18 protein-coding genes are annotated in these 22185 nt (G+C 40.2%); 8 read left to right on the top strand and 10 right to left on the bottom strand.

Features of this window, described 5'->3' with window-relative positions; genetic code table 11:
* Window positions 1–312 precede the first annotated feature (312 nt).
* Window positions 313–1800 carry a membrane-bound lytic murein transglycosylase MltF gene (mltF, locus tag CTN01_RS00560; RefSeq protein ID WP_045147980.1) on the top strand — a complete coding sequence of 496 codons (1488 nt, stop codon included), beginning with the start codon at window positions 313–315 and terminating at the stop codon, window positions 1798–1800.
* Between the two features lie 80 nt (window positions 1801–1880).
* Here mltF and tadA read toward each other — a convergent pair whose 3' ends face one another.
* Both tadA and CTN01_RS00550 read right to left on the bottom strand, forming a co-directional pair.
* Window positions 1881–2408 (bottom strand): tRNA adenosine(34) deaminase TadA, encoded by a 528-nt coding sequence (gene tadA / locus CTN01_RS00555; protein ID WP_045147978.1) that lies wholly within the window; start codon window positions 2406–2408, stop codon window positions 1881–1883.
* Window positions 2409–2438: 30 nt separating this feature from the next.
* On the bottom strand, window positions 2439–3329 hold the full coding sequence (locus tag CTN01_RS00550) for a LysR substrate-binding domain-containing protein (RefSeq protein ID WP_045147977.1): 891 nt from the start codon (window positions 3327–3329) through the stop codon (window positions 2439–2441).
* A gap of 198 nt (window positions 3330–3527) precedes the next feature.
* Here CTN01_RS00550 and CTN01_RS00545 point away from each other — a divergent pair, with 198 nt between their 5' ends.
* Window positions 3528–4658, top strand: a complete 1131-nt coding sequence (locus tag CTN01_RS00545; protein WP_005370059.1) for an S-(hydroxymethyl)glutathione dehydrogenase/class III alcohol dehydrogenase — start codon at window positions 3528–3530, stop codon at window positions 4656–4658.
* A gap of 83 nt (window positions 4659–4741) precedes the next feature.
* A complete protein-coding gene (gene fghA / locus CTN01_RS00540; protein WP_005370057.1) occupies window positions 4742–5590 on the top strand; it encodes an S-formylglutathione hydrolase in 849 nt (282 codons plus the stop codon).
* A 124-nt stretch (window positions 5591–5714) separates the two neighbouring features.
* Here fghA and CTN01_RS00535 read toward each other — a convergent pair whose 3' ends face one another.
* The 3 genes from CTN01_RS00535 to guaB all read right to left on the bottom strand — a co-directional run bounded on the left by CTN01_RS00535 (window position 5715) and on the right by guaB (window position 10860).
* The gene (locus CTN01_RS00535; RefSeq protein WP_045131024.1) at window positions 5715–7271 is read right to left on the bottom strand and encodes an AbgT family transporter; all 1557 of its coding nucleotides are present in this window, start codon (window positions 7269–7271) and stop codon (window positions 5715–5717) included.
* 436 nt (window positions 7272–7707) lie between these two features.
* A complete protein-coding gene (gene guaA / locus CTN01_RS00530) occupies window positions 7708–9285 on the bottom strand; it encodes a glutamine-hydrolyzing GMP synthase (RefSeq protein ID WP_005370052.1) in 1578 nt (525 codons plus the stop codon).
* 111 nt (window positions 9286–9396) lie between these two features.
* Entirely contained in the window at window positions 9397–10860 is a 1464-nt protein-coding gene (guaB, locus tag CTN01_RS00525; RefSeq protein WP_005370051.1) for an IMP dehydrogenase, read from the bottom strand.
* 273 nt (window positions 10861–11133) lie between these two features.
* Here guaB and xseA point away from each other — a divergent pair, with 273 nt between their 5' ends.
* Window positions 11134–12483: an exodeoxyribonuclease VII large subunit gene (gene xseA, locus CTN01_RS00520; protein ID WP_045147975.1), complete on the top strand. Its 1350-nt coding sequence runs from the start codon at window positions 11134–11136 to the stop codon at window positions 12481–12483.
* A 57-nt stretch (window positions 12484–12540) separates the two neighbouring features.
* On the opposite strand, the gene CTN01_RS00515 is transcribed toward xseA, so the two are convergent.
* The 4 genes from CTN01_RS00515 to CTN01_RS00500 all read right to left on the bottom strand — a co-directional run bounded on the left by CTN01_RS00515 (window position 12541) and on the right by CTN01_RS00500 (window position 15781).
* Complete coding sequence (locus CTN01_RS00515) at window positions 12541–12786, bottom strand: zinc ribbon domain-containing protein (protein ID WP_045147973.1); 246 nt, start codon at window positions 12784–12786, stop codon at window positions 12541–12543.
* A 409-nt stretch (window positions 12787–13195) separates the two neighbouring features.
* Entirely contained in the window at window positions 13196–14071 is an 876-nt protein-coding gene (locus CTN01_RS00510; protein ID WP_045147971.1) for an alanyl-tRNA editing protein, read from the bottom strand.
* A 78-nt stretch (window positions 14072–14149) separates the two neighbouring features.
* Window positions 14150–14557: an META domain-containing protein gene (locus CTN01_RS00505; protein WP_045147970.1), complete on the bottom strand. Its 408-nt coding sequence runs from the start codon at window positions 14555–14557 to the stop codon at window positions 14150–14152.
* A gap of 195 nt (window positions 14558–14752) precedes the next feature.
* A complete protein-coding gene (locus CTN01_RS00500) occupies window positions 14753–15781 on the bottom strand; it encodes an OmpA family protein (RefSeq protein ID WP_045147968.1) in 1029 nt (342 codons plus the stop codon).
* Between the two features lie 691 nt (window positions 15782–16472).
* On the opposite strand from CTN01_RS00500, the gene CTN01_RS00495 reads away from it, so the two are divergent.
* On the top strand, window positions 16473–17147 hold the full coding sequence (locus CTN01_RS00495) for a winged helix-turn-helix domain-containing protein (protein ID WP_045147967.1): 675 nt from the start codon (window positions 16473–16475) through the stop codon (window positions 17145–17147).
* A complete protein-coding gene (locus CTN01_RS00490) occupies window positions 17134–17571 on the top strand; it encodes a hypothetical protein (RefSeq protein ID WP_005370038.1) in 438 nt (145 codons plus the stop codon). Before CTN01_RS00495 ends, CTN01_RS00490 begins: the two co-directional genes overlap by 14 nt.
* Window positions 17572–17609: 38 nt before the next feature.
* Here CTN01_RS00490 and cueR read toward each other — a convergent pair whose 3' ends face one another.
* Window positions 17610–18005 carry a Cu(I)-responsive transcriptional regulator gene (gene cueR, locus CTN01_RS00485; protein ID WP_105060795.1) on the bottom strand — a complete coding sequence of 132 codons (396 nt, stop codon included), beginning with the start codon at window positions 18003–18005 and terminating at the stop codon, window positions 17610–17612.
* A gap of 120 nt (window positions 18006–18125) precedes the next feature.
* Here cueR and CTN01_RS00480 point away from each other — a divergent pair, with 120 nt between their 5' ends.
* Both CTN01_RS00480 and CTN01_RS00475 read left to right on the top strand, forming a co-directional pair.
* Window positions 18126–21056 (top strand): cation transporter, encoded by a 2931-nt coding sequence (locus CTN01_RS00480; protein WP_045147965.1) that lies wholly within the window; start codon window positions 18126–18128, stop codon window positions 21054–21056.
* A 179-nt stretch (window positions 21057–21235) separates the two neighbouring features.
* Window positions 21236–22123, top strand: a complete 888-nt coding sequence (locus CTN01_RS00475) for a TraB/GumN family protein (RefSeq protein ID WP_045147964.1) — start codon at window positions 21236–21238, stop codon at window positions 22121–22123.
* The last annotated feature ends 62 nt before the right edge of the window (window positions 22124–22185 follow it).

Here is a 22185-nt window from a genome sequence, read left to right as displayed (position 1 = left end):
ACCAGCGCAGTATAAGCGATTTTTTTTTGTGACGTAACACTTGACGCAACCGTTTGCGTGTTTTTTTTTCAAACATCCTGAATTTATCAGTAATTTTGACATTGACCCGATTTTTTGAGCAAAAACTAACCGATAAAACAAAAGGAGACTAATTTTTTGTTTCAATCCGTGAATTAACACACCCAACGACAGGGTTCAGCTTTTCCACTACCGTTCACTTTGATATAAATGACTGCTCATTTTTAAGTTAGGTCAGCTTTGTTGATACATCTTCAATCTCTTACCAACACATACCGTGTACTCATATCATTAATGCTTGCTTTATTATTAAGTGGTTGCCAATGGCAAGAAAAGCCACTTGATCCTTTAGAGCGCATTCGTGAAAGCGGTGTATTACGTGTAGGTACGTTAAATAATCAGCTGTCTTATTATATAGGGGCAGATGGGCCAACAGGGCTTGATTATGAATTAGCCCAACGCTTTGCTAAAGAGCTTGGCGTAAAACTGGAAATGCAAACCATATTTACCCTATCAGGCTTATTTCCAGCCTTAAAAAATGGCGATGTTGATATTGTCGCGGCAGGGTTAACCGTCACACCTCAACGTCTACAAGGTTTCCACCCCGCTCCCGCTTACTATTATGCCAGCCAAGTGGTTGTCTATAAAAAAGGTAAACGTCGACCTCGCGATCTTGAAGAGTTAGCCAATACCAAACGTTCACTAGCTGTTGTGGCAAGCTCTAGCCATGAACGTCAGTTAGAAGAGCTCAAGAAAAAATATCCCAACCTAACATGGCAATCGATCAAAGAAACCGATATCGATGACCTATTGCGCAAAGTCGCTAATGGCGAGTTAGATTACACCGTTGCTGATTCTGTTGATGTTGCACTACTACAACGTACACATCCTGAATTAGCAATCGCACTTGAACTTACTGAAGATCAACCAATTAGCTGGTTTGTAAAAGACAGTAACAATGACAGCTTATATGCCCTCTTAATTGAGTTTTTTGGTCACATAAAACAAAGCGGTGAATTAGCACAGCTAGAAGAAAAATACTTCGGCCATGTAGAACAGTTTGATTACGTTGATACTCGTGCATTTTTACGCGCACTCGATGATAAATTACCAAAGTGGCAAGAGCTATTTAAGAAGTATGCTAACGAGTTTGATTGGCGTTTAATTGCCGCTCTTTCTTATCAAGAATCGCATTGGAATCCACAAGCGGTTTCTCCAACAGGTGTTCGTGGCATGATGATGTTGACCAATCCTACTGCGAAATCTGTTGGTGTTACTGATCGCCTAAATCCAGAGCAAAGTATTCGTGGAGGTATTGAGTATTTGCGAAAGATGGTTGCCCGAGTGCCTGACAGTATTGATGAGCACGAGAAAGTTTGGTTCGCCCTTGCCTCTTACAATATTGGTTTTGGTCATATGATGGATGCTCGTCGTCTAACGAAAGCACAACATGGTAATCCCAATACATGGGCTGATGTAAAACAACGTTTGCCACTATTACAGCAGCGAAAGTATTACACTCAAACTCGTTATGGCTATGCTCGTGGTACAGAAGCGGTTAACTATGTAGAAGGGATCCGACGTTATTATCAAAGTATTATTGGTTTTGAGCAGACGCATAGCCACAATTATGATGGTGATGATGTCAAGATTATTAATGGGTTACAGACCATAACTTTACCTAATAAACTAATACAAGCCTCATCAGCGGCAATAAATACACTAGGTAGTGCTTCTCAGGCGACAGTAACCTCATCGGCGACTTCCTCGACCTCAAATTAAATCGCCCACAATATAAAATTTAAAAACAAAAAAGCTCAGGTTATCCCTGAGCTTCTACTTTTCCGTTGTTAGGCGCTAAGTTAAAGCGAAGGATCATTAGTCATCTGTTGTTTAGCTAATAGCTTTGCCGCTTTTTTTTCTGCTCGCCGACGTTTAAAAAAAGCTTGTAGCTGAGCACGACATTCCTCGACTAATACGCCAGATGTTTGCTCTACATGATGATTGACGCCATCATAGCTAAGTAAATTCATCGTACTTCCAGCCGCGCCCGTTTTTAGATCATCAGCACCGTAAACGACCTTTCCCACACGACTGTGCACCATAGCTCCTGCACACATTGGACAAGGCTCTAAAGTGACATACAATGTAGTATCAATTAAACGGTAATTTTCTAGCACTTTACCCGCTTGTCGCAACGCCATGATTTCCGCATGCGCCGTTGCATCATGCTGACCAATTGATCGGTTCCAGCCTTCACCCACCACTTGTCCATTATAAACAACAACAGCGCCAACAGGCACTTCACCTTCTTCCTCTGCTTTCGCTGCGAGCGCTATCGCACGGCGCATGAAGTGTTCGTCGTTTAGTTTTACTTGCATCGTCATCATTTACATATTCAGTCAAAAATACAATTTAGCTTATACGTCGTAATGGCTAATTAGCGGTAACTTCTCAGCTAAAAAGTCCACCAGCATTCTTATTTTAGGTGATAGGTGACGGTTATGTGGATACAGCGCCCAAATCCCCTCATCCGGCTCTTGGTAGTTAGTCAAGATAGGAACAATCGCTCCCGAATCTAAATCTCTATCAATATAGTAATCAGGTAACTGCGCAATACCGATCCCTTTTAATACCGCATCACGTAAACCGTAACCACTGTTACAGTTTAAATTCCCAGAGACTCTAACACTTTTCTCTTTGCCTGATTCTTGGAAACGCCAATGATCATAGTTTCCGATCAAGCAGTTATGGTGACGCAATTCAGAAAGTGAATGTGGTACACCAAATTTTGCAAGATAATCAGGAGACGCACAAACATACATCGTACGAGAAGTTAAACGTTTTGCCATCATTGAAGAGCTAGTCAATCGACCAAGACGGATCGCTAAGTCAAAGCTACCTTCAACTAGATCAACCTGTCTATTGGTCATATCAATAACCACTTCAAGTTCTGGGTATTGCAGCATGAAGTCATTCACTAACGGCATGATATATTTCTCACCATAGGTGACAGGAGCCGTTATTTTAATTAAGCCTTGCGGTGTTCCACGTAAATTACTTAATGCGCGTTCAGCTTCTTCCAAACCGTCCATCACTTGACGGCAGTGCTGGTAATACACATTCCCTTCTTCGGTCAATGACACCTTACGCGTAGTTCGATAAAATAATTTAGTATTAAGTCGATTCTCTAAAGCACTGACTTGTCGGCTCACTTGCGCTGTTGAAATACCTAATCGTTTTGATGCCGCTGTAAAGCTTTCAGTTTCAGCTACAGCAACAAATTCTGTTACGCCTTCCCATAGGAACATCTTACTTACCTATATATTGATACCAACAATAATCATTATTACCGTTAGGTAAAAGTTATTTGCACTTTAACCTAATTATCATTTATTCAGAAATAAATACAATAGTCTTCATCGAATCGAGACAGAGAAATTTCGATTTAAATTAATTACTCTCTACGAATATCAATAACAACGTAGAACAAATAGAAGAGAATTATAATGACTGATAAATTTATCAAATCAAAAGCTGCGATTGCATGGGGTCCAAACCAACCACTTTCTGTTGAAGAAGTTGATGTAATGCTTCCTCGTGCAGGTGAAGTTCTTGTTCGCATCGTTGCAACTGGCGTATGTCACACTGACGCATTCACACTATCAGGTGATGATCCAGAAGGTATCTTCCCTGCAATTCTTGGTCACGAAGGTGGCGGTATCGTTGAAATGATTGGTGAAGGCGTTACCGATCTTCAAGTAGGCGACCACGTTATTCCACTTTACACAGCTGAATGTGGTAAGTGTAAATACTGTCTATCTGGCAAAACAAACCTTTGCCAGGCTGTACGTGAAACTCAAGGTAAAGGCTTAATGCCAGACGGTACAACTCGTTTCTACAAAGATGGTCAACCTATCTTCCATTACATGGGTTGTTCAACATTCTCTGAGTACACTGTTCTTCCTGAGATTTCACTAGCGAAAATCAATAAAGAAGCACCACTGGAAGAAGTTTGTCTACTAGGCTGTGGTGTAACAACAGGTATGGGTGCGGTACTTAATACAGCTAAAGTTGAAGAAGGTAGCACTGTTGCTGTATTCGGTCTTGGTGGTATCGGTCTAGCGGCTATCATTGGTGCAACTATGGCGAAAGCAAGTCGCATCATCGCTGTTGATATCAACGAAGAAAAATTCGAATTAGCACGTAAGTTAGGTGCAACTGACTGTATCAACCCAATGAAGTTCGACAAGCCAATTCAAGAAGTGATTGTTGAAATGACTGACGGCGGTGTTGATTACTCTTTCGAGTGTATTGGTAACGTAAACGTTATGCGTTCTGCACTTGAGTGTTGTCATAAAGGTTGGGGCGAATCAGTAATTATCGGTGTGGCTGGCGCAGGTCAAGAGATCTCTACTCGTCCATTCCAACTAGTAACAGGTCGTGTATGGCGTGGTTCTGCATTCGGTGGTGTTAAAGGCCGTTCAGAGCTTCCAGGTATCGTTGATCGTTACATGGCAGGTGAATTCCAACTTGATGACTTTATCTCATTCAATATGGGCTTAGACAAAATCAACGAAGCATTCGACCTACTACACGAAGGTAAAAGTATCCGTACTATTATCCACTTCGATAAATAAGAATATAATTACATAATAATTAATGCGCAGAGATCATCTTCTGTATCCTATCTCTGCGCCTAATCTGACTGAGAGAGCATCCCATGCCTTTAGAAAACATTAGCTGTAATAAAACTGCTGGCGGTTGGCATAAACAATATACACACCGCTCAGAAGTACTTAATTGCGATATGCGTTTTGCTATTTTCCTACCACCACAAACGGCTGCAGGACAAAAAGTACCAGTACTTTACTGGTTATCAGGCTTAACGTGTACTGATGAAAACTTCATGCAAAAAGCGGGCGCTCAACGTATCGCAGCAGAATTAGGTGTTGCCATTGTTGCACCCGATACTAGCCCACGCGGTGAAGGTGTAGAAGATGATCCAGCAGGTAGCTACGATTTTGGTTTAGGTGCTGGGTTCTACGTGAACGCAACAGAAGCACCTTGGAATCGTCATTACAACATGTACGATTACATTGTTAATGAGCTACCAGCATTAGTTGAAGCGCACTTCCCTGTATCAGATCAGCGTGCAATCAGTGGTCACTCAATGGGTGGACATGGCGCATTGATGATTGCGATGCGCAATCCTGAGCGTTTTTCTTCAGTATCTGCATTTAGTCCAATTGCTAATCCAATGAACTGCCCGTGGGGTCAAAAAGCCTTCACTGGTTACTTAGGTAGCAACACTGAAACGTGGAAGCAATACGATTCAAGCGAGTTAATTCGTAAAGCTGAGAAAAAACTGCCAATGCTGGTTGATCAAGGTACTCATGACAACTTCTACATTGAAGGTCAACTTCGTACCGAAACTCTTGCTGCCGCTGCAAAAGCAAATAACTACCCTGTAGAAATTCGCATGCAAGATGGTTACGACCATAGCTACTACTTCATGGCAACATTTATTGAAGATCACTTACGTTTCCACGTAGAGCACTTCAACAAGTAATAAGTATGCGTGTCATACTGAAGTATTCACGTAATATCTTCAGACGCTAAATAGAAAAAAGCCTCACTATTCTTAGCGAGGCTTTTCTTTTATCTGCTCAAATTTAAATGTTCATTCACCTAAATTATAAGCTGTATGTGTATGGCGCTTGTACACCTAAAGGAATACCTAACGCCCAGTAAACGAGTAAGAAAATTGTCCAGCCTACTAACATCGCAATTGAGTATGGCATCATCATTGACGCTAATGTACCGATACCAGAGCTCTTCACATAGCGCTGCATGTAAACAACAACCAGTGGGAAGAACACCATCATTGGTGAAATGATGTTAGATACAGAGTCACCAACTCGGTATGCTGCTTGCGTTAATTCTGGAGAAATTCCTACCGCCATTAGCATTGGAACCATGATTGGACCAATCAGCGCCCATTTTGCCGATGCTGAACCAACTAACAAGTTAACACTCGCCGTTAATAGAATCATACCTACAATTGTTACCTGACCTGGCAAATTCATTTCTTGCAGTAACTGCGCGCCAGATAGTGCCAATAGCGTTCCCAAGTTAGATTGGGTAAAAGCGACTAGGAACTGAGCGATGAAAAATACCATGACCATAAAGCCTGCCATGCCAGCCATTGTGGTAGACATCGCTTTAATTACATCGCTGCTTTGCTTAAAGGTACCAGCAACTCGACCGTAAATGATCCCTGGGATCACGAACAGGATAAAGATTAACGGTACGATTGATTGCATTACCGGTGCATTGAACGCCGCGATTTCACCCGTTGGAGAACGCAGTGGTGATGATTCCGGCCATACCGCTGCAACTAATAGTGCGATACCAGCAACCATTGCCCAACCAGCGTAAGAAAACGCTTTGCTTTCAAGCTCAGTGAAAGAGCCCATATCAGGTGCTTCTTCAGCGTCTGCATCAATCGCTGTCTTGCTTAAACGTGGTTCAATGATCTTATCTGTTACATACCAACCAATAGCAACGATAATAATCGAAGATAGCCCAGTAAACATTAAGTTCGCTAGTGGGTTTACAATGTAGCTAGGATCCATAATACGTGCAGCTTCTTGTGTAAAGCCTGCAAGTAATGGGTCAATACCAGACGGAATAAAGTTTGCTGAGAAACCACCTGATACACCAGCAAATGCTGCCGCAATACCCGCTAATGGGTGACGACCTGCTGCATGGAAAATAATACCACCTAGTGGAATAACCAGAACATAACCCGCATCAGCTGCTGTATGTGAAACAATCGCAACTAAAATTAACATTGGCGTTAATAGTTTTGCAGGGGTCACATTCAGCATCTTCTTTAGGCCGGTATTGATAAAGCCAGAAGCTTCAGCAACACCAACACCTAACATTGCCACCAATACAATACCCAATGGGGCAAAGCCAGTGAAATTCTTCACCATATTGGCAAGGAAACTCGCTAACGCATCACCTGTTAAAAGATTGTTTACTTGTACAACTTGTTGGGTAACAGGGTGAACTAAACCAAAGTCAAACTGAGACATAATCGCAGAAAGTACCCAAACGGCGATTAATCCCCAAAAGAATAACAAAGCAGGATCCGGGATTTTATTACCTGCTCGCTCAATACCATTTAAAAACTTATCCATAGCGCTTGATGGCTTCGGCGCTTGATTTAATGTTTTCTCGTTCATGGCAACTCCGTGCCCCCATATTGGTTACGTCTGCAAAGTGGACTTATTTTAGTGAGTCTCATTGTTTTGCCTTTCAGCTACTACGGCTGAATTTAGGTCGGGTGATTGTAGCTAAATGCAATAGAAAAAAAGCCAGATCACCTAACGAATAACGAAACCTCATTATGGAAGATTGTAACCAAGCATTAACCATAAACAACAAAGCAACAACTCAGTAAACAATTCAAAACACAAACACCAACAAAAACAAAACAATTAACAACCGCTTGGTTATACCTCTAGAAAATCACCTCTAACAAGTCACCTTACGAAAAGTATGTTTTCGCTACTTTTCATCCTCAGTTGAATGAATTTCTATAAAATACGAGCAATAAAAAACCCTAGTAAGTCACCTTACTAGGGTTTGATGTTTGTTAACTATTTTCAGAAAGAAAGATTATTCCCACTCAATCGTTGCTGGCGGCTTACCTGAAATATCGTAAACCACACGAGAAATACCGTCGACTTCGTTAATAATACGGTTAGACACTTTACCTAAGAAATCATAAGGTAAATGTGCCCAATGCGCTGTCATAAAGTCGATTGTTTCTACTGCACGTAGTGACACAACCCAATCATATTTACGACCGTCACCCATCACGCCCACAGAGCGAACAGGTAGGAATACGGTAAATGCTTGTGATACTTTATTGTAAAGATCGGCTTTATGAAGCTCTTCAATAAAGATAGCATCTGCACGACGAAGTAAATCACAGTACTCTTTCTTCACTTCACCTAAAACGCGTACACCTAGACCAGGTCCTGGGAATGGGTGGCGGTAAAGCATGTTGTAAGGTAGGCCTAACTCAAGACCGATCTTACGCACTTCATCTTTAAATAACTCTTTTAATGGCTCAACTAGACCCATTTCCATATCGTCAGGTAGACCACCTACGTTATGGTGAGATTTAATCACGTGTGCTTTACCTGTTTTCGATGCTGCAGATTCAATCACATCAGGGTAAATAGTCCCCTGTGCTAACCACTTCGCATTTTTCAGTTTCTTTGATTCTTCATCAAATACGTCAACGAATACGTGACCAATTTTCTTACGCTTCGCTTCTGGCTCATCAATACCTGCAAGTGCTGATAAGAAACGATCCTCAGCTTGTACATGAACAATGTTTAGACCGAACTTGTCGCCAAACATATCCATCACTTGTTGACCTTCGTTTAAACGAAGCAGGCCATTATCAACAAATACACACGTTAGCTTGTCGCCAATCGCACGGTGAATAAGCATAGCAACAACAGATGAATCCACACCACCTGAAAGACCAAGTATAACTTCATCGTCACCCACTTGCTCTTTAATACGTGCAACAGCATCTTCGATGATATTTGCTGATGTCCATAGTTTTTCACAGCCACAGATATTCATTACGAAGTTCTCAATTAACTTCATACCTTGACGTGTATGCGTTACTTCTGGGTGGAACTGAACACCGTAGAAACGCTTCTCTTCATTTGCCATTGCAGCAAATGGACAGGTTTCAGTTTCTGCAACTTTGATAAAATCAGACGGGATTTCTACCACTTTATCGCCATGGCTCATCCACACATCCATTAATGGTGTGCCGTCTTCGGCTGTTGCGTCTTGAATACCTTCAAGGAAATGTGTTGGTTCAACAATTTTAACTTGTGCGTAACCAAACTCACGCTCATTAGAGCCAGCAACTTTACCACCCAGTTGCTCTGCCATGGTCTGCATGCCGTAACATACGCCAAATACAGGAACACCCGCCTCAAAAACATATTGTGGCGCACGAGGAGAACCGGCTTCCGTTACACTTTCAGGACCACCAGAAAGAATAATACCGTTAGGTGCGAATTCACGGATATCGGCTTCATCAACATCCCAACTCCATAGTTCACAGTACACACCAATTTCGCGAATACGACGGGCGATTAGCTGTGTATATTGAGAGCCAAAGTCCAAAATAAGGATACGTTGTTCATGAATATTTGTGGTCATGGTCATTAGTGAATGTTCTCGAATAATTTTATATATAGGGAGCAAAGACTCTGCTCCCGATGTTATTTCTTACTGACGTAATAGTTAAACCCTAAGATGAGTGGGTAACGATTAACCCATACGGTAATTAGGTGCTTCTTTAGTAATAGTCACATCATGAACGTGTGACTCTTTCATGCCAGCCCCTGAAATACGTACAAATTCAGCTTTAGTACGAAGATCTTCAATCGTTGCTGAGCCCGTTAGGCCCATGCTTGAGCGTAAGCCACCCATTTGTTGGTGAACGATTTCTTTTAGGTAACCTTTATAAGCAACACGGCCTTCAATACCTTCAGGTACCAATTTATCAGCAGCATTATCAGTTTGGAAATAACGGTCAGAAGAACCTTTTGACATTGCGCCTAGTGAACCCATGCCACGGTATGATTTGTATGAACGACCTTGGTACAGTTCCACTTCACCCGGCGCTTCTTCAGTACCAGCAAACATAGAACCTACCATCACACATGATGCACCAGCGGCAATCGCTTTACACATATCACCAGAGTAACGAATACCGCCATCAGCAATAACAGGAATACCGTACTGATCAGCAACAGATGCCGCTTCTGAAATTGCGGTAATTTGTGGAACACCAACACCAGTAACAATACGTGTTGTACAAATTGAACCAGGGCCGATACCCACTTTTACAGCACTAACACCTGCTTCAATCAGAGCACGTGCACCTTCAGCTGTAGCGACATTACCGCCAACAATAGGAAGATTTGGGAATGCAGCACGCGTTTCGCGAATACGCTGAAGTACACCTTCAGAGTGACCGTGTGAAGAATCGATAAGTAATACGTCTACGCCAGCTTCAACCAATGCAGCTACACGCTCTTCATTACCAGCACCTGCACCAACTGCAGCACCTACACGTAAGCGGCCGCGCTCATCTTTACAAGCATTAGGTTTACGCTCTGCTTTTTGGAAGTCTTTTGCGGTGATCATACCTTTAAGGCGGAATTCATCATCAACAAGTAACACCTTTTCAACACGGTGTTGTTGCATGATAGCTTCAACTTCTTCACGAGATGCACCTTCTTTAGCCGATGCTAAATCCGTTTTAGATGTCATCACTTCTTCAACAGTCTTTGAAAGATCAGTCACAAATCGAACATCACGACCTGTAATGATACCAACCAACTCATTGTTGTCAGTTACTACAGGGTAACCAGCAAAGCCGTTTTGCTCTGTTAATCGCTTAACATCTGCAATCGTTGCGGTAGGTTTAACCGTCACAGGCTCAGAAACAACACCTGCTTCGAACTGTTTCACCATGCGAACTTGATTTGCTTGCTGTTCGATAGACATATTTTTGTGTATGAAACCGATACCACCTTCTTGAGCAAGACCGATAGCTAAGCGACCTTCAGTCACTGTATCCATTGACGCTGACACCATTGGGATATTAAGAGAAATATCTTTTGTCAGTTGAGTGCGCAGATCGGCAGTGTTAGGTAGAACGGTTGAATGGGCAGGAACCAGCAAAACATCGTCGAAGGTTAAAGCTTCTTGTTTAATTCGTAACATTGCAATATCTCACACCGAATAGGGGTTTAAAGAAGGATAAAATATTGCGGTCGAATTATACGTATGAAGCAAACGTTTGGCTAGAATTTTTTTTATTTTTTTTCTTGACACATTTTAATTGATAAGTAATATATTTCGGTTAACTATCCGGTGATGCGGTCAAGGAAATACGGCCAAGATCTGTCCATTGATCTGCCTGTATACTTTATGTCTTATTCGGTTTTATTTTGACCGCCTGCCTACTACTTCATTCGATAGCAGGTACCATTCCTAGTGACCACTTTTTCCCCTCAAACCCAAACAAATAGTCGTATTTACACGGTTTCTAGCTTAAATGCACAAGTACGTCTCGTACTTGAAAATGAAATGGGTGTAGTGTGGCTTATTGGTGAGTTATCTAATTTTTCGATGCCCGTTTCTGGTCATTGGTATTTCACACTGAAAGATTCACGTGCCCAAGTTAAATGTGCCATGTTTAAAGGCAGTAATCGACATGTGACCTTTAAACCAGCCAATGGTAATCAAGTATTAGTTAAGGCGCGTTTGTCATTATATGAACCACGTGGTGATTATCAGCTGATCATTGAAAGTATGCAGCCAGAAGGCGATGGTCGCTTACAACAGCAATTTGAACAATTAAAAATGTCACTTGCTGCTGAAGGTTTATTTGCTCAATCACTCAAACAAACGCTTCCAGAACAACCAAAACGAGTAGGTATTATTACCTCAAAAACAGGCGCAGCTCTACACGATATTTTACAAGTATTGCAACGTCGTGATCCGAGTTTACCCATTGTGATTTATCCAACGATGGTACAAGGCGAAGGCTCTGCAATTTCTATTGCACAAGCGATTGGTCGAGCCAATGCTAGACAGGAATGTGATGTATTAATTGTCGGTCGAGGTGGCGGTTCACTGGAAGATCTTTGGGCGTTCAATGAAGAAATTGTCGCGCGAACCATTGCTGCTAGCCAGATCCCCATTGTCAGTGCTGTTGGTCATGAGGTAGATGTCACTATCGCTGATTTTGTTGCCGATGTCCGTGCACCAACACCTTCTGCTGCCGCTGAGTTGATCAGTCGAGATATGACTCACCAAACGCAATTGCTCGATCGTAAAAAACAACAATTACGCCATGTAATCAGGTCATATTTATCACAATCTTTGCGCCAAGCAACCCAACTACAACACCGCTTAGAACGTCAGCATCCACAACTTCGTTTAAATCAACAGCAGCAACATCTTGATGAAATTAGCCAACGCTTAGTTCAAGCGATGCAGAAAAAAATACAAAAGCATCAACAGCATATCGATAGTAATAACTATAAAATATCACTTTACTCCCCCGCTACGTTAGTAAGCAATGCACAACGAAATTTAGAGCGAAGTGAACGAAGACTCTATGATGCTTTAGACCGTAAGCTGCTAAATGCGAAGCATAAATTAGCGGTGGCAGCAGAAAAACTAGAAACAGTAAGCCCTCTCGCAACACTTGCTCGAGGCTACTCAATTACTCGAAATGAGCAAGGTGATGTAATCAGAAATACATCACAAGTTAAGCATGGTGATAAACTTATCACCACTGTAACAGATGGTGATATCCATTCCTGTGTTATCAAATAACCATAGAATCTGTTAACAAAAATGGCGCTATTAAGCGCCATTTTTTATTCATTCCATTTAGCGTGTTTCAGCACGCATTACAAATTGTAACTTAACCCGAGATTTAGACTTTAACTCATTGCAATGATTACAAAAATAACTTGCAGAACCACAAGCTTGTAATCTTTCTAACTGCTCATTGCAATCAGGACAAAATACATGCTTCTCAACTTGTTGTTGGCAAAAATCGCAAAAATAGCCGTGATCTTTCCAACTTAATAAGCTGCTACATTGCGGACAAATATTTTCAACGTTATCAGCCATGCTCTTCGACCTCTGTACAAAATTTACATCTTCGAGTGATTATTAAGCGCGGTAATCAGAAATACAATTATCTTGCGTATAGAACTTCACCTTCCTCACAAATAATTATCATAAATAAGTTTTTTTCTATTATTCAACAATCATAAATAATCAATTTAGATCAACACGATGATCAACATGCTTAGTGGTGATCTTCTTTTAAAACAAACCTGATCAGCTAACAGGTACCAAAAGAACATTTATCAATACACTTCCCGAAAGCATAAGTTACATGTGCTGCATTTGGATTTTAAACAGGATATAAAACTAAACTTTAATATTAAAACACAACGATCATACACAATATAAATTAGGATCTTTATCTTTATAAGCATAACTCAGAGAATAAAATCTAAATAAACGTTTAATATTACGCTTTCACACTCTTGGTATACATCACAATCTCTTGCTCTGAATTCACCTTAAAATTAACGGTAACTGATTGATATTCAGATAAAGATAAAATATGAGTTCCACCGCAAGGGATCTCAATAACGCCCTCAGAGCCTAAATTACACTGCCAATAACGTGAATCTGTCAGATGATCGCCTTCTCGCCTCATTACCACAGCAGTTTTTAATGCTACCCAATCACTAAGTTGCAGATTAATACGCTCAGCCACAAGATTAAGTTCTGCTAGTAGATCTGCACTGTTGAGCCCACGCTTACGTAATGTTTTACCCAAACGATACGTGTCAGTACTGAGATCGGGCGTCACTTCACTTTTTTCTTGGGCATAGCTATGAAAATCATAGTAACCAAGCTCATCTCTACGAGACGGCTCTTTTCGCCAGAAGTCATTATGAAGAACTTTATTTAACGCTAAAGAAGATAAATGCCCCGCACTATGTCCACGACTCAAACTTTGTTGATATTCCCTATCAACAGACAATGTCACTGTATCGCCAATATCAAAGCCTATTGTTCCTGTAATAATATGAACAACAACAAACACCCATCCTTCCGTATCCCGTTTAACCGGTATGTCTTGGGCAATAAAAAGACTGTTTGTTGTTAGCTCAATAGCACCAACGACACAATTGTTAATCTGATACTGTTTACCAGCATGAATAATCATCCCTTGATCAGCAGGATGATCAGGCCATATATGGCTAACAGGATGAAAAGGGGTCGACTGAGTAACAACATAATTTACGTCACCTGAATGACTTATCATTAGTACAGCACTATCAAGCAACCATTGTTGTTGAGTAAATACGACTTGCGTTGGCGCGATAACTAACATCATCTATCCTTAGTTCTACTTATAAAAAAGCCCAGCACAATGGCTGGGCTCTACATAAAATTAAATCACATAAGACAATTAACTTGCATTAGTTTTTTCAAATACCAAAAACTTATCGCCAGCATCAACAATGAGGCTATTGTTAATGACTTCAATACTTGTCGCACTACGTAACACGTTTAGCATATTATTTTCTTGTTTGACTAACTCAGGCAAACACATTTTACGCGTTACGAATGGAAGCGAAAAGTCACCGACAGGCTCAACCTTACCTTTAAAAAGATTACAACCGGTAAAACCTGTTACTTTCATGTTTGATTCAATATTTAACGATGGTCGATGCTTTGTAATACCAGGGATCTCAACTCCACCTTTTAGTTTCCAATCACCGACCATCTGTGCTGATTTATCAAATTGCTGATTAGAAAAACAACCAGTTAATGAAATGGTAATTATTGCTAATAAACATAGCGTTGTTTTTTTCATTATTAGTCCTTACAAAATACCTTAATTCATTCTGATTAAATTGCTTACGTGAAACGTACATCGTCCACCGCATTACGCTCGACAAATCAAAAGTGATTTAATGAGAATGTGATTAAAAAAATAATGCCGGTGAAGATATCACCGGCATAGATTTATCTTAGCAATAAAATACTAGATAGATATGATCAGTCTTAATTACTTAAGGATGATCTGAACTGAACGCTGTACGTAGTTAGTCTTAGTTGCAGCGTCAGTTTTAAGTGGGTTGTTATAACCTACAGAAGAAACAGTTAGACGAGATGCGTCGATGCCGTTAGCTTCTAGGTATTTAGCAACGTTTGCAGCACGCTCAGCAGAAACTTTTTCGTTAACTTTAGCTGAACCAACTTTGTCTGCACGACCGATGATTTGAGCGTTAACTTCTGGGTTAGCTTGCATAGTTGCAATAACTTCACCTAGGTTGTAACGGCCGTAGTCGTTTAGCTGAGTTTGACCATTTTGGTATGGTAGAACGTAAGAAGAACGTGTTGGTACTTGTGCTTCTACAGCAACTTCTTTAACTACTTCAACATTGTTAGTAACAACTACTGGTGTAGCTGGTTGACCAAACTTGTATGTCATACCCCAGTACGCTTGAGTTAGATCAGCGTGACCGTGTGAAGTACGTAGGTTTTGGTAGTAATCAGCACCAACTTGAGTAGATAGTGCGTTTGTAAGCTGGTAAGAAAGACCTAGACCACCAGTTGCCGAGAAGCTATCAGACTTCATATGGAATACTTGATCAGCATCTTTGTCATCAGCGTAGATGTAAGTTGCACCCACTTTAGCAAATGCAGATAACTTTTGTGTAAGAGGTAGGTTACCTTTAATACCAAGAGTTGCTAGATTTAGGTTTGAATTACCTAGGTTGTACATGAAGTCGTAGCTACCGTAAACACCAACGTATTGGTTGAAATCGTAACCAGCATCTAGCTTAGCGCTAGGAGCATTAGTTTGACCACCAAACATTTTAGAGTCTGTGCTGCCAACATAACCCATACCTAGTGCACCACCAAGCCAGAAGCCGTGGCCTTGACCAGCATACCAGTGACCAGTTGCTGCTGATTGAGTTAGTGCCGCAGTGTTATTTGTAGTCGTTGCAGGTGCATCAGCAGCCATTGCAGATGTAGCAACGCCTAGAGATAAAGCTGCAACTACAGCTAGAGATAGAGATTTCAATTTCATGTTTAACTCCATTGAGTAATGCTTAAAAACTTTTCAAGTCTGCTTTATATAGTGCGTACTATTTTTTTAATGTGTATCGCAAAGCAGTTATTGTCAGGAACAGGATGCATTTTGTGAGGAATACGAGGTTATGGCAAGTAATAAAAAATGATGTTCACAATTATTTTGCGTTTTTCACTACAACAAAAAAACTGACTTCTGAAAAATGTTTTTTTCAGAAAAAAAAGTAGACAAAGGAAAATACAAAATAATTTATCGAAAAAAACAACTCTAAAAAAAGATAAAAGTCAGACATAAAAAAACAAAAATCACTAAATAACAAATAATTAAAAGATCAATTTTTATAATCTCAGCCACTAAAAAACACTACTTTTTATAGGTGAATAGAATAATCAAGAGATAGAAAAATATTAATTTATCTGCACTATGTAACATCGACTACTTTTATTATCTCTTCCATAAATAAATTTTTTTGTTAGCATCAGCGCTGACAAGAAAGATTCCTCATTATTTTTTGTTCTTCTTTCATCCAATACATGTTACTTAAGTATTCAATATAGACAGGGTAATCGCTAAAAATTGCGTAGTTTATCCCGCTACGCCAAGATACATTTAGCACTATAAATAATAACAATGATAAATACGTTAGAAGGCAACTATAGTCTTTTGCAGATAGTGAATAGGTAAATCAATGATTATATATAAGCAGGGTAAAGATAGCTTTGAACCCCAAAAAAGCGCTTATTCTACACCTGATACTACAACCAAACTCAGTGCTAGTGAGACAAAAATATTACAATACTTAATTGATAATAATGGTGAGATTATTAGCCGTGACAAATTACTTGAGATCGGTTGGCCTGATAAAGTCGTTGTACCTAATTCATTAAATGTTGCTATCGCTAATTTACGCAAAGCTTTTAAAACAAAAAATGAAATTATCATTACGATAAAAGGAGCTGGATTTACGATTGCTAAAAACACTTTTATACAGCATCAAATCCAACCAGAAATCGTATCAGACAGTGACCATATAACGACTAGCCAAAATACAACCGCCTCTTTAAATAAAGAAGAGAGCATAACTACATCATTAGATAATAACGATGAGAAAGAAACAGACATTATTGCAAACCAACCGTTATCAAAGATAGCAAAAATTGGTTGTGGCATATCAATGATTGCGTTATTAGCATGGGTAGGCCTTTGGATCAGTAGTTGGCAAACACCACCCTGTGTATCCGTTAATAATCAGCAGATCTGTGGTAATATAGAGCTTCTTAACTTAAATGAGTTGCCTAAAAACCTGCCATCGAAAGGCACTGTATATATAGATTCAGCAGGTAAACTGTATGAAAAAAATTAAATACATCATCATGGCATTAGTTGCCCTGATGTTATTTCCTATAATTAACGGTATGGGTTGTGACTTTAACTATAAATTAACCACTCCTGGTCATGAACAGTTCGGTAGTTGTAAATTTGGTCAATACACCTTAATAGACTACCCCGATCCTAAACAAGATAACGGCTATACCGTATTAAAAGGTCTCTATTTTTACGCTTTTGGCAATGCGGCAGTATTAGTCACCAGTAATGAAGATCACACAAAGAAAATTACTGATGCTGCGATAGAGAGCTTAAACTTTGCGAATAAACGTTTTTGGTACCAGCTTTCGCTACAAAGACTGAATAAAGATGAACTTGTGATTTTCACGAAGCATCCAAAACCAAAGCTACAAGTGATTCCTTACGATGGCACACTTGCGATGACTGACAGTAATTCATAATCAGAATTAACAACAGGGGCTAATTTTCTAGCGCCTGTTTATTCTTGTTGTGCTAAACCTTCCAATATCGGACAGTTTGAATTTTTATCTCCAGGACATTGCTTCGTTAATGCTTCAAGTGTTTTCTTCATCTGTAGTAATTCATTGATCTTAATATCTATCTCTTTTAACTTTTCTTCTGCCTTCTCTTTTACATCACGGCTCTGACGACTTGAGTCCATTGATAACGCCAGTAAATCACGGCATTCATCAAGAGAGAATCCAATCATTCGAGAACGTTTGATCAACAGTAACTCTGAAATATGGTTTTGATTATAATAACGATAGCCATTAGCTCCTCTAGGAGCGGGGCTTATCACACCTTTAGCTTCATAAAACCGAATAGTTTTTGCTGTTAGCCCTGTTTTTTCAGCGACTTCACTTATATTAATCATCTTTATCCTTTCACTTTTTATCTATTCTTTAAAATACACCAAACATACCTTGACCTTACAGTAACTAGAAGGTTTATTCTTACTTCATTATTTAAATATAGTAAGGCGTAAGGGCTCAAAATGAATACTATTACTCTCCCACTCGCTAACGTCCATTGCATGAGCTGCGTAAATAAAATACGTTCAGCTTTAGCAATATTGCCCGCCTGCCAGATTATCGATATTGATACAAAGCAAATTACTGTAAATAGTGAAAGCCCACTAAAAACAATGTCTGAAAAGATCAATGCATTGGGCTACCAAGTCGGTTTCCACTATCAACTTGCACTCGCTGGTTTATCGTGTGGTCGATGCGTGGCTAAAGTAGAAGCTGCACTAGCAAGTCGTAATGATATTTTTAGCGCTAGTATAACGAAAGAAACAGCTGATATAACGGGCTCTCTAAGTAAGCAAACACTTACTGATATTATTACGTCACTGGGTTATCAAGTAATACCTGCTTCGTCGGAATTAGAAGAAAACACGCTAATATTTACTCTCTCTGGACTTTCATGCGGAAAATGCGTTGCCAAATTAACAGAGAAACTAAAAGCCAATGATCAGATTCAAATCCTTGCTTTAGATAAAACACATGCAGAAATTAGAACAATGCTTGCTGCAAAAGATATCATTTCCATTATTATAGAGGCAGGCTACCAAGCAACACAAACGACTTTAGATGAGAGATTAGCTCAACCAGAAAATATCAATGAGCAAGAGAACAAAGATGATAAAGCGCTAAATACTCTTCCCTCATCTGAAAGTTCTCAGGTTCAACAGTTATTGTTATCCGGCATGACATGTGCCAGTTGTGTGGCCTCTGTTGAAAAAGCGATTAAACAAGTCACAGGTGTTGATACTGTCAGTGTAAACCTTGCAGAGCGAACAGCGCTTATATCAGGTACTCCAGATATAAAAGCCGTTATTACCGCTATTACTGCAGCCGGTTATGGCGCAGAAATCAGTGAAGATGAACAAACTCGTCGTCATCGTCAACAACAACAAAATACCCAAACATTCAAAACACACTTAAGAAATGCATTTATTGCACTTGGCTTAGGGGTTCCTATGATGGCTTGGGGGATCTTTGGCGGTAGTATGATGATCGACTCAACCACCAGCCAATTAGCATGGGGATTTGTTGGCTTAATCACCCTATTATTGCTCGTAACTGTTGGTAAAGATTTCTATATCAATAGTTGGAAAGCATTCAAACATCATCGTGCAACAATGGATACGTTAGTCGCTTTAGGTACAGGAGCGGCTTGGCTATTTTCAATGCTTGTAGTGCTAAAACCAGATATGTTTCCTGCATCTGCTCGACATGTTTACTTTGAAGCAACAGCCATGATTATCGGTTTAATTACATTAGGACATGCACTTGAAGCTCGCGCTCGCAGTCAAACATCTAAAGCATTAGAGCGTTTAATCGATCTACAACCACAAACTGCTATCGTGGTTGAAAATAACGTGGAAAGTGAGCGTCCACTCAATGAAATAAAAAGTGGGATGACGTTACGTCTTCGTCCTGGGGCTAAAGTCGCTGTTGATGGTGTCGTCATTGAAGGTAATACCTATATAGATGAATCGATGCTAACAGGTGAGCCTCTTGCGGTTCACAAGCAAAGTGGTGACAAAGTAAGAGCTGGGACTATCAACCAACAAGGATCATTACTCTTTAAAGCTGAGCATATTGGTAGCGATACAATGCTCGCTCGAATTATCCAACTCGTTCGTCAAGCGCAAAGCAGCAAACCCGCACTTGCACGCTTAGCTGATACTATTTCAAGCATCTTTGTGCCAAGTGTCATGATCATCGCCATTATTACTGCGATGGTGTGGTACTACTTCGGTCCAGCACCGTCATCGGTTTATATGTTAGTCGCTGCAACGACCGTACTTATCATTGCTTGTCCTTGTGCCTTAGGTCTCGCTACACCAATGTCAGTGACTGTAGGAGTTGGACGCGCAGCAGAGCTAGGGGTTTTAATTCGTGACGCTGAAGCTATGCAGCAAGCAGCTAACATTAATACTGTTGTGTTAGATAAAACAGGTACGCTCACTGAAGGGAAGCCACAAGTGGTAAGTATTAAGAGCTATACCACTCTTACTGAAAATCAGCTATTACAATTAACCGCTACCTTAGAACAAGGTTCAGAGCATCCTTTAGCGAACGCTATTATTGAATCAGCGAAACAAAAAGATCTGACTCTCAGTCGAGTAACAGACTTTAAAGCTATTGCGGGTATGGGCGTCGCAGGCACTATTGATACAACCAGCGTGATACTGGGAAATGAAAAATTAATGACCCAATACAATGTTGATATCCATCAAGCCCAAACTGACTTTGATAATATCGCCTCTCAAGGTGCAACACCTGTTTACTTAGCGAAAAATAACCAACTTATAGGAATTATTGGCATTAGCGATCCTCTACGTAGTGACTCACTAAGTGCGGTTAAACGAATGCAAAAAATGGGTCTGACTGTTGTGATGCTAACGGGAGACAGTTTTAAAACAGCACAAGTGATTGCGAGTAAATTAGGCATTACGGATGTAGTTGCTGATGTACTACCCGATGGCAAAGCGGCACAAATAAAACAACTTCAACAACAAGGTAATCGAGTAGCGATGGTCGGTGATGGTATCAACGATGCTCCTGCTCTTGCATTGGCAGAAGTCGGTATTGCGATGGGAAGTGGTACTGATGTTGCAATAGAAAGTGCGCAGTTTACATTAATGCGTCACTCTCTTCATGGAGTAATTGATGCCTTAGAGTTATCTAAAGCAACTTTGCGAAATATGAAAGAAAACCTATTTGGTGCCTTTATTTACAATAGCTTAGGAATCCCTGTTGCTGCAGGTGTCTTGTACCCACTCACTGGCGCATTACTCAGCCCAGTTATTGCAGGAGCAGCCATGGCGTTATCATCCATCACTGTAGTTACCAATGCCAATCGACTTCGCTTATTTAAACCTAGCTACCAAGCTAAATCAGCACAGGAGAAATAGTATGTGCTTGTTATTAGGCATTGCTGCTATCGCATTAATTATCTGGTGGTTCTGGCTACACCCTAGTCTTCGCTAACCAAACTAACATCAAAGGCTACTTCGGTAGCCTTTTTTATTACTAATTAGGAATATTTTGTTATAACTAAGAAAACGTATAATTTCTTATTTCAAGGCGATGAATGTTTAAATCCTTACTTTCCAAAATGCTCGTACTGTTACCATTTATTTCTCATCATGCATTCGCAGAACCCATTGTTTGGAAAATTTATGACACGCAGCGCCAATTCTATGTATTAGGTTCGATACATGCGGGTGAAGAAGACATGTTTCCATTACCAAAGGCTTTTTTAACGCAATGGAAAGATGCTGATGCATTGATTGTTGAAGCCAATATACTCACTCAATCAACATCGACAGTAAAACAATACCAGCCACCATTAACCCATGAAAAACTCAATTCCAAACAACTCAAAACACTTCAAACTATCACAACATCGCTACAGCTTCCTTATGAGCACCTTATTGCTCAGCCACCATGGTTAACAGCAACTTACCTCCAACTTGCACTCGCTAAGCAACAAAATCTATCAACCGATCAAGGTATCGATTATGTTTTATTGAAAAGAGCGCAACAGCAAGATCTACCAATTAAGGCGTTTGAAACGGTTGAGCATCAATTAAACCTACTTCAAAACTTACCTGAAAATGGCACTAACATGTTGTTAGAAACCATCAATAACTGGCAACAAACAGAGCAAGCACTGAAATGTTTAGTTAATGTATGGAAACAAGGCGACAGTCAAAAATTTGCCGAACTATTCAACGATACCCAATTTGATCCAGAAACCAACGATGCCTTAATTTTTTCTCGGAATCGTCAATGGGCTAAAACTCTTAGTGAATCAGAAGATTATCAATCTGGACGATTTATGATTGTTGTCGGTGCATTTCATTTAATCGGAGAGCAAGGACTTCCCGCTTTGATGGAAAAAGAAGGATTTACTGTTGAAAGGATCACCAAAGGTGTTACGGCACAGTGTGATGGATGGGAAAAGCTAACGTCATAAATACCAATACATGGCTGTGGAACAACAGTTTAATACAGACTCAATCGTATTATTTACACACA

Source organism: Photobacterium angustum, from assembly GCF_003026365.1.
GTDB lineage: Bacteria > Pseudomonadota > Gammaproteobacteria > Enterobacterales > Vibrionaceae > Photobacterium > Photobacterium angustum.
The sequence above is the reverse complement of the archived record's forward strand: the minus strand, read 5'-3'. Positions and strand labels throughout refer to the sequence as shown.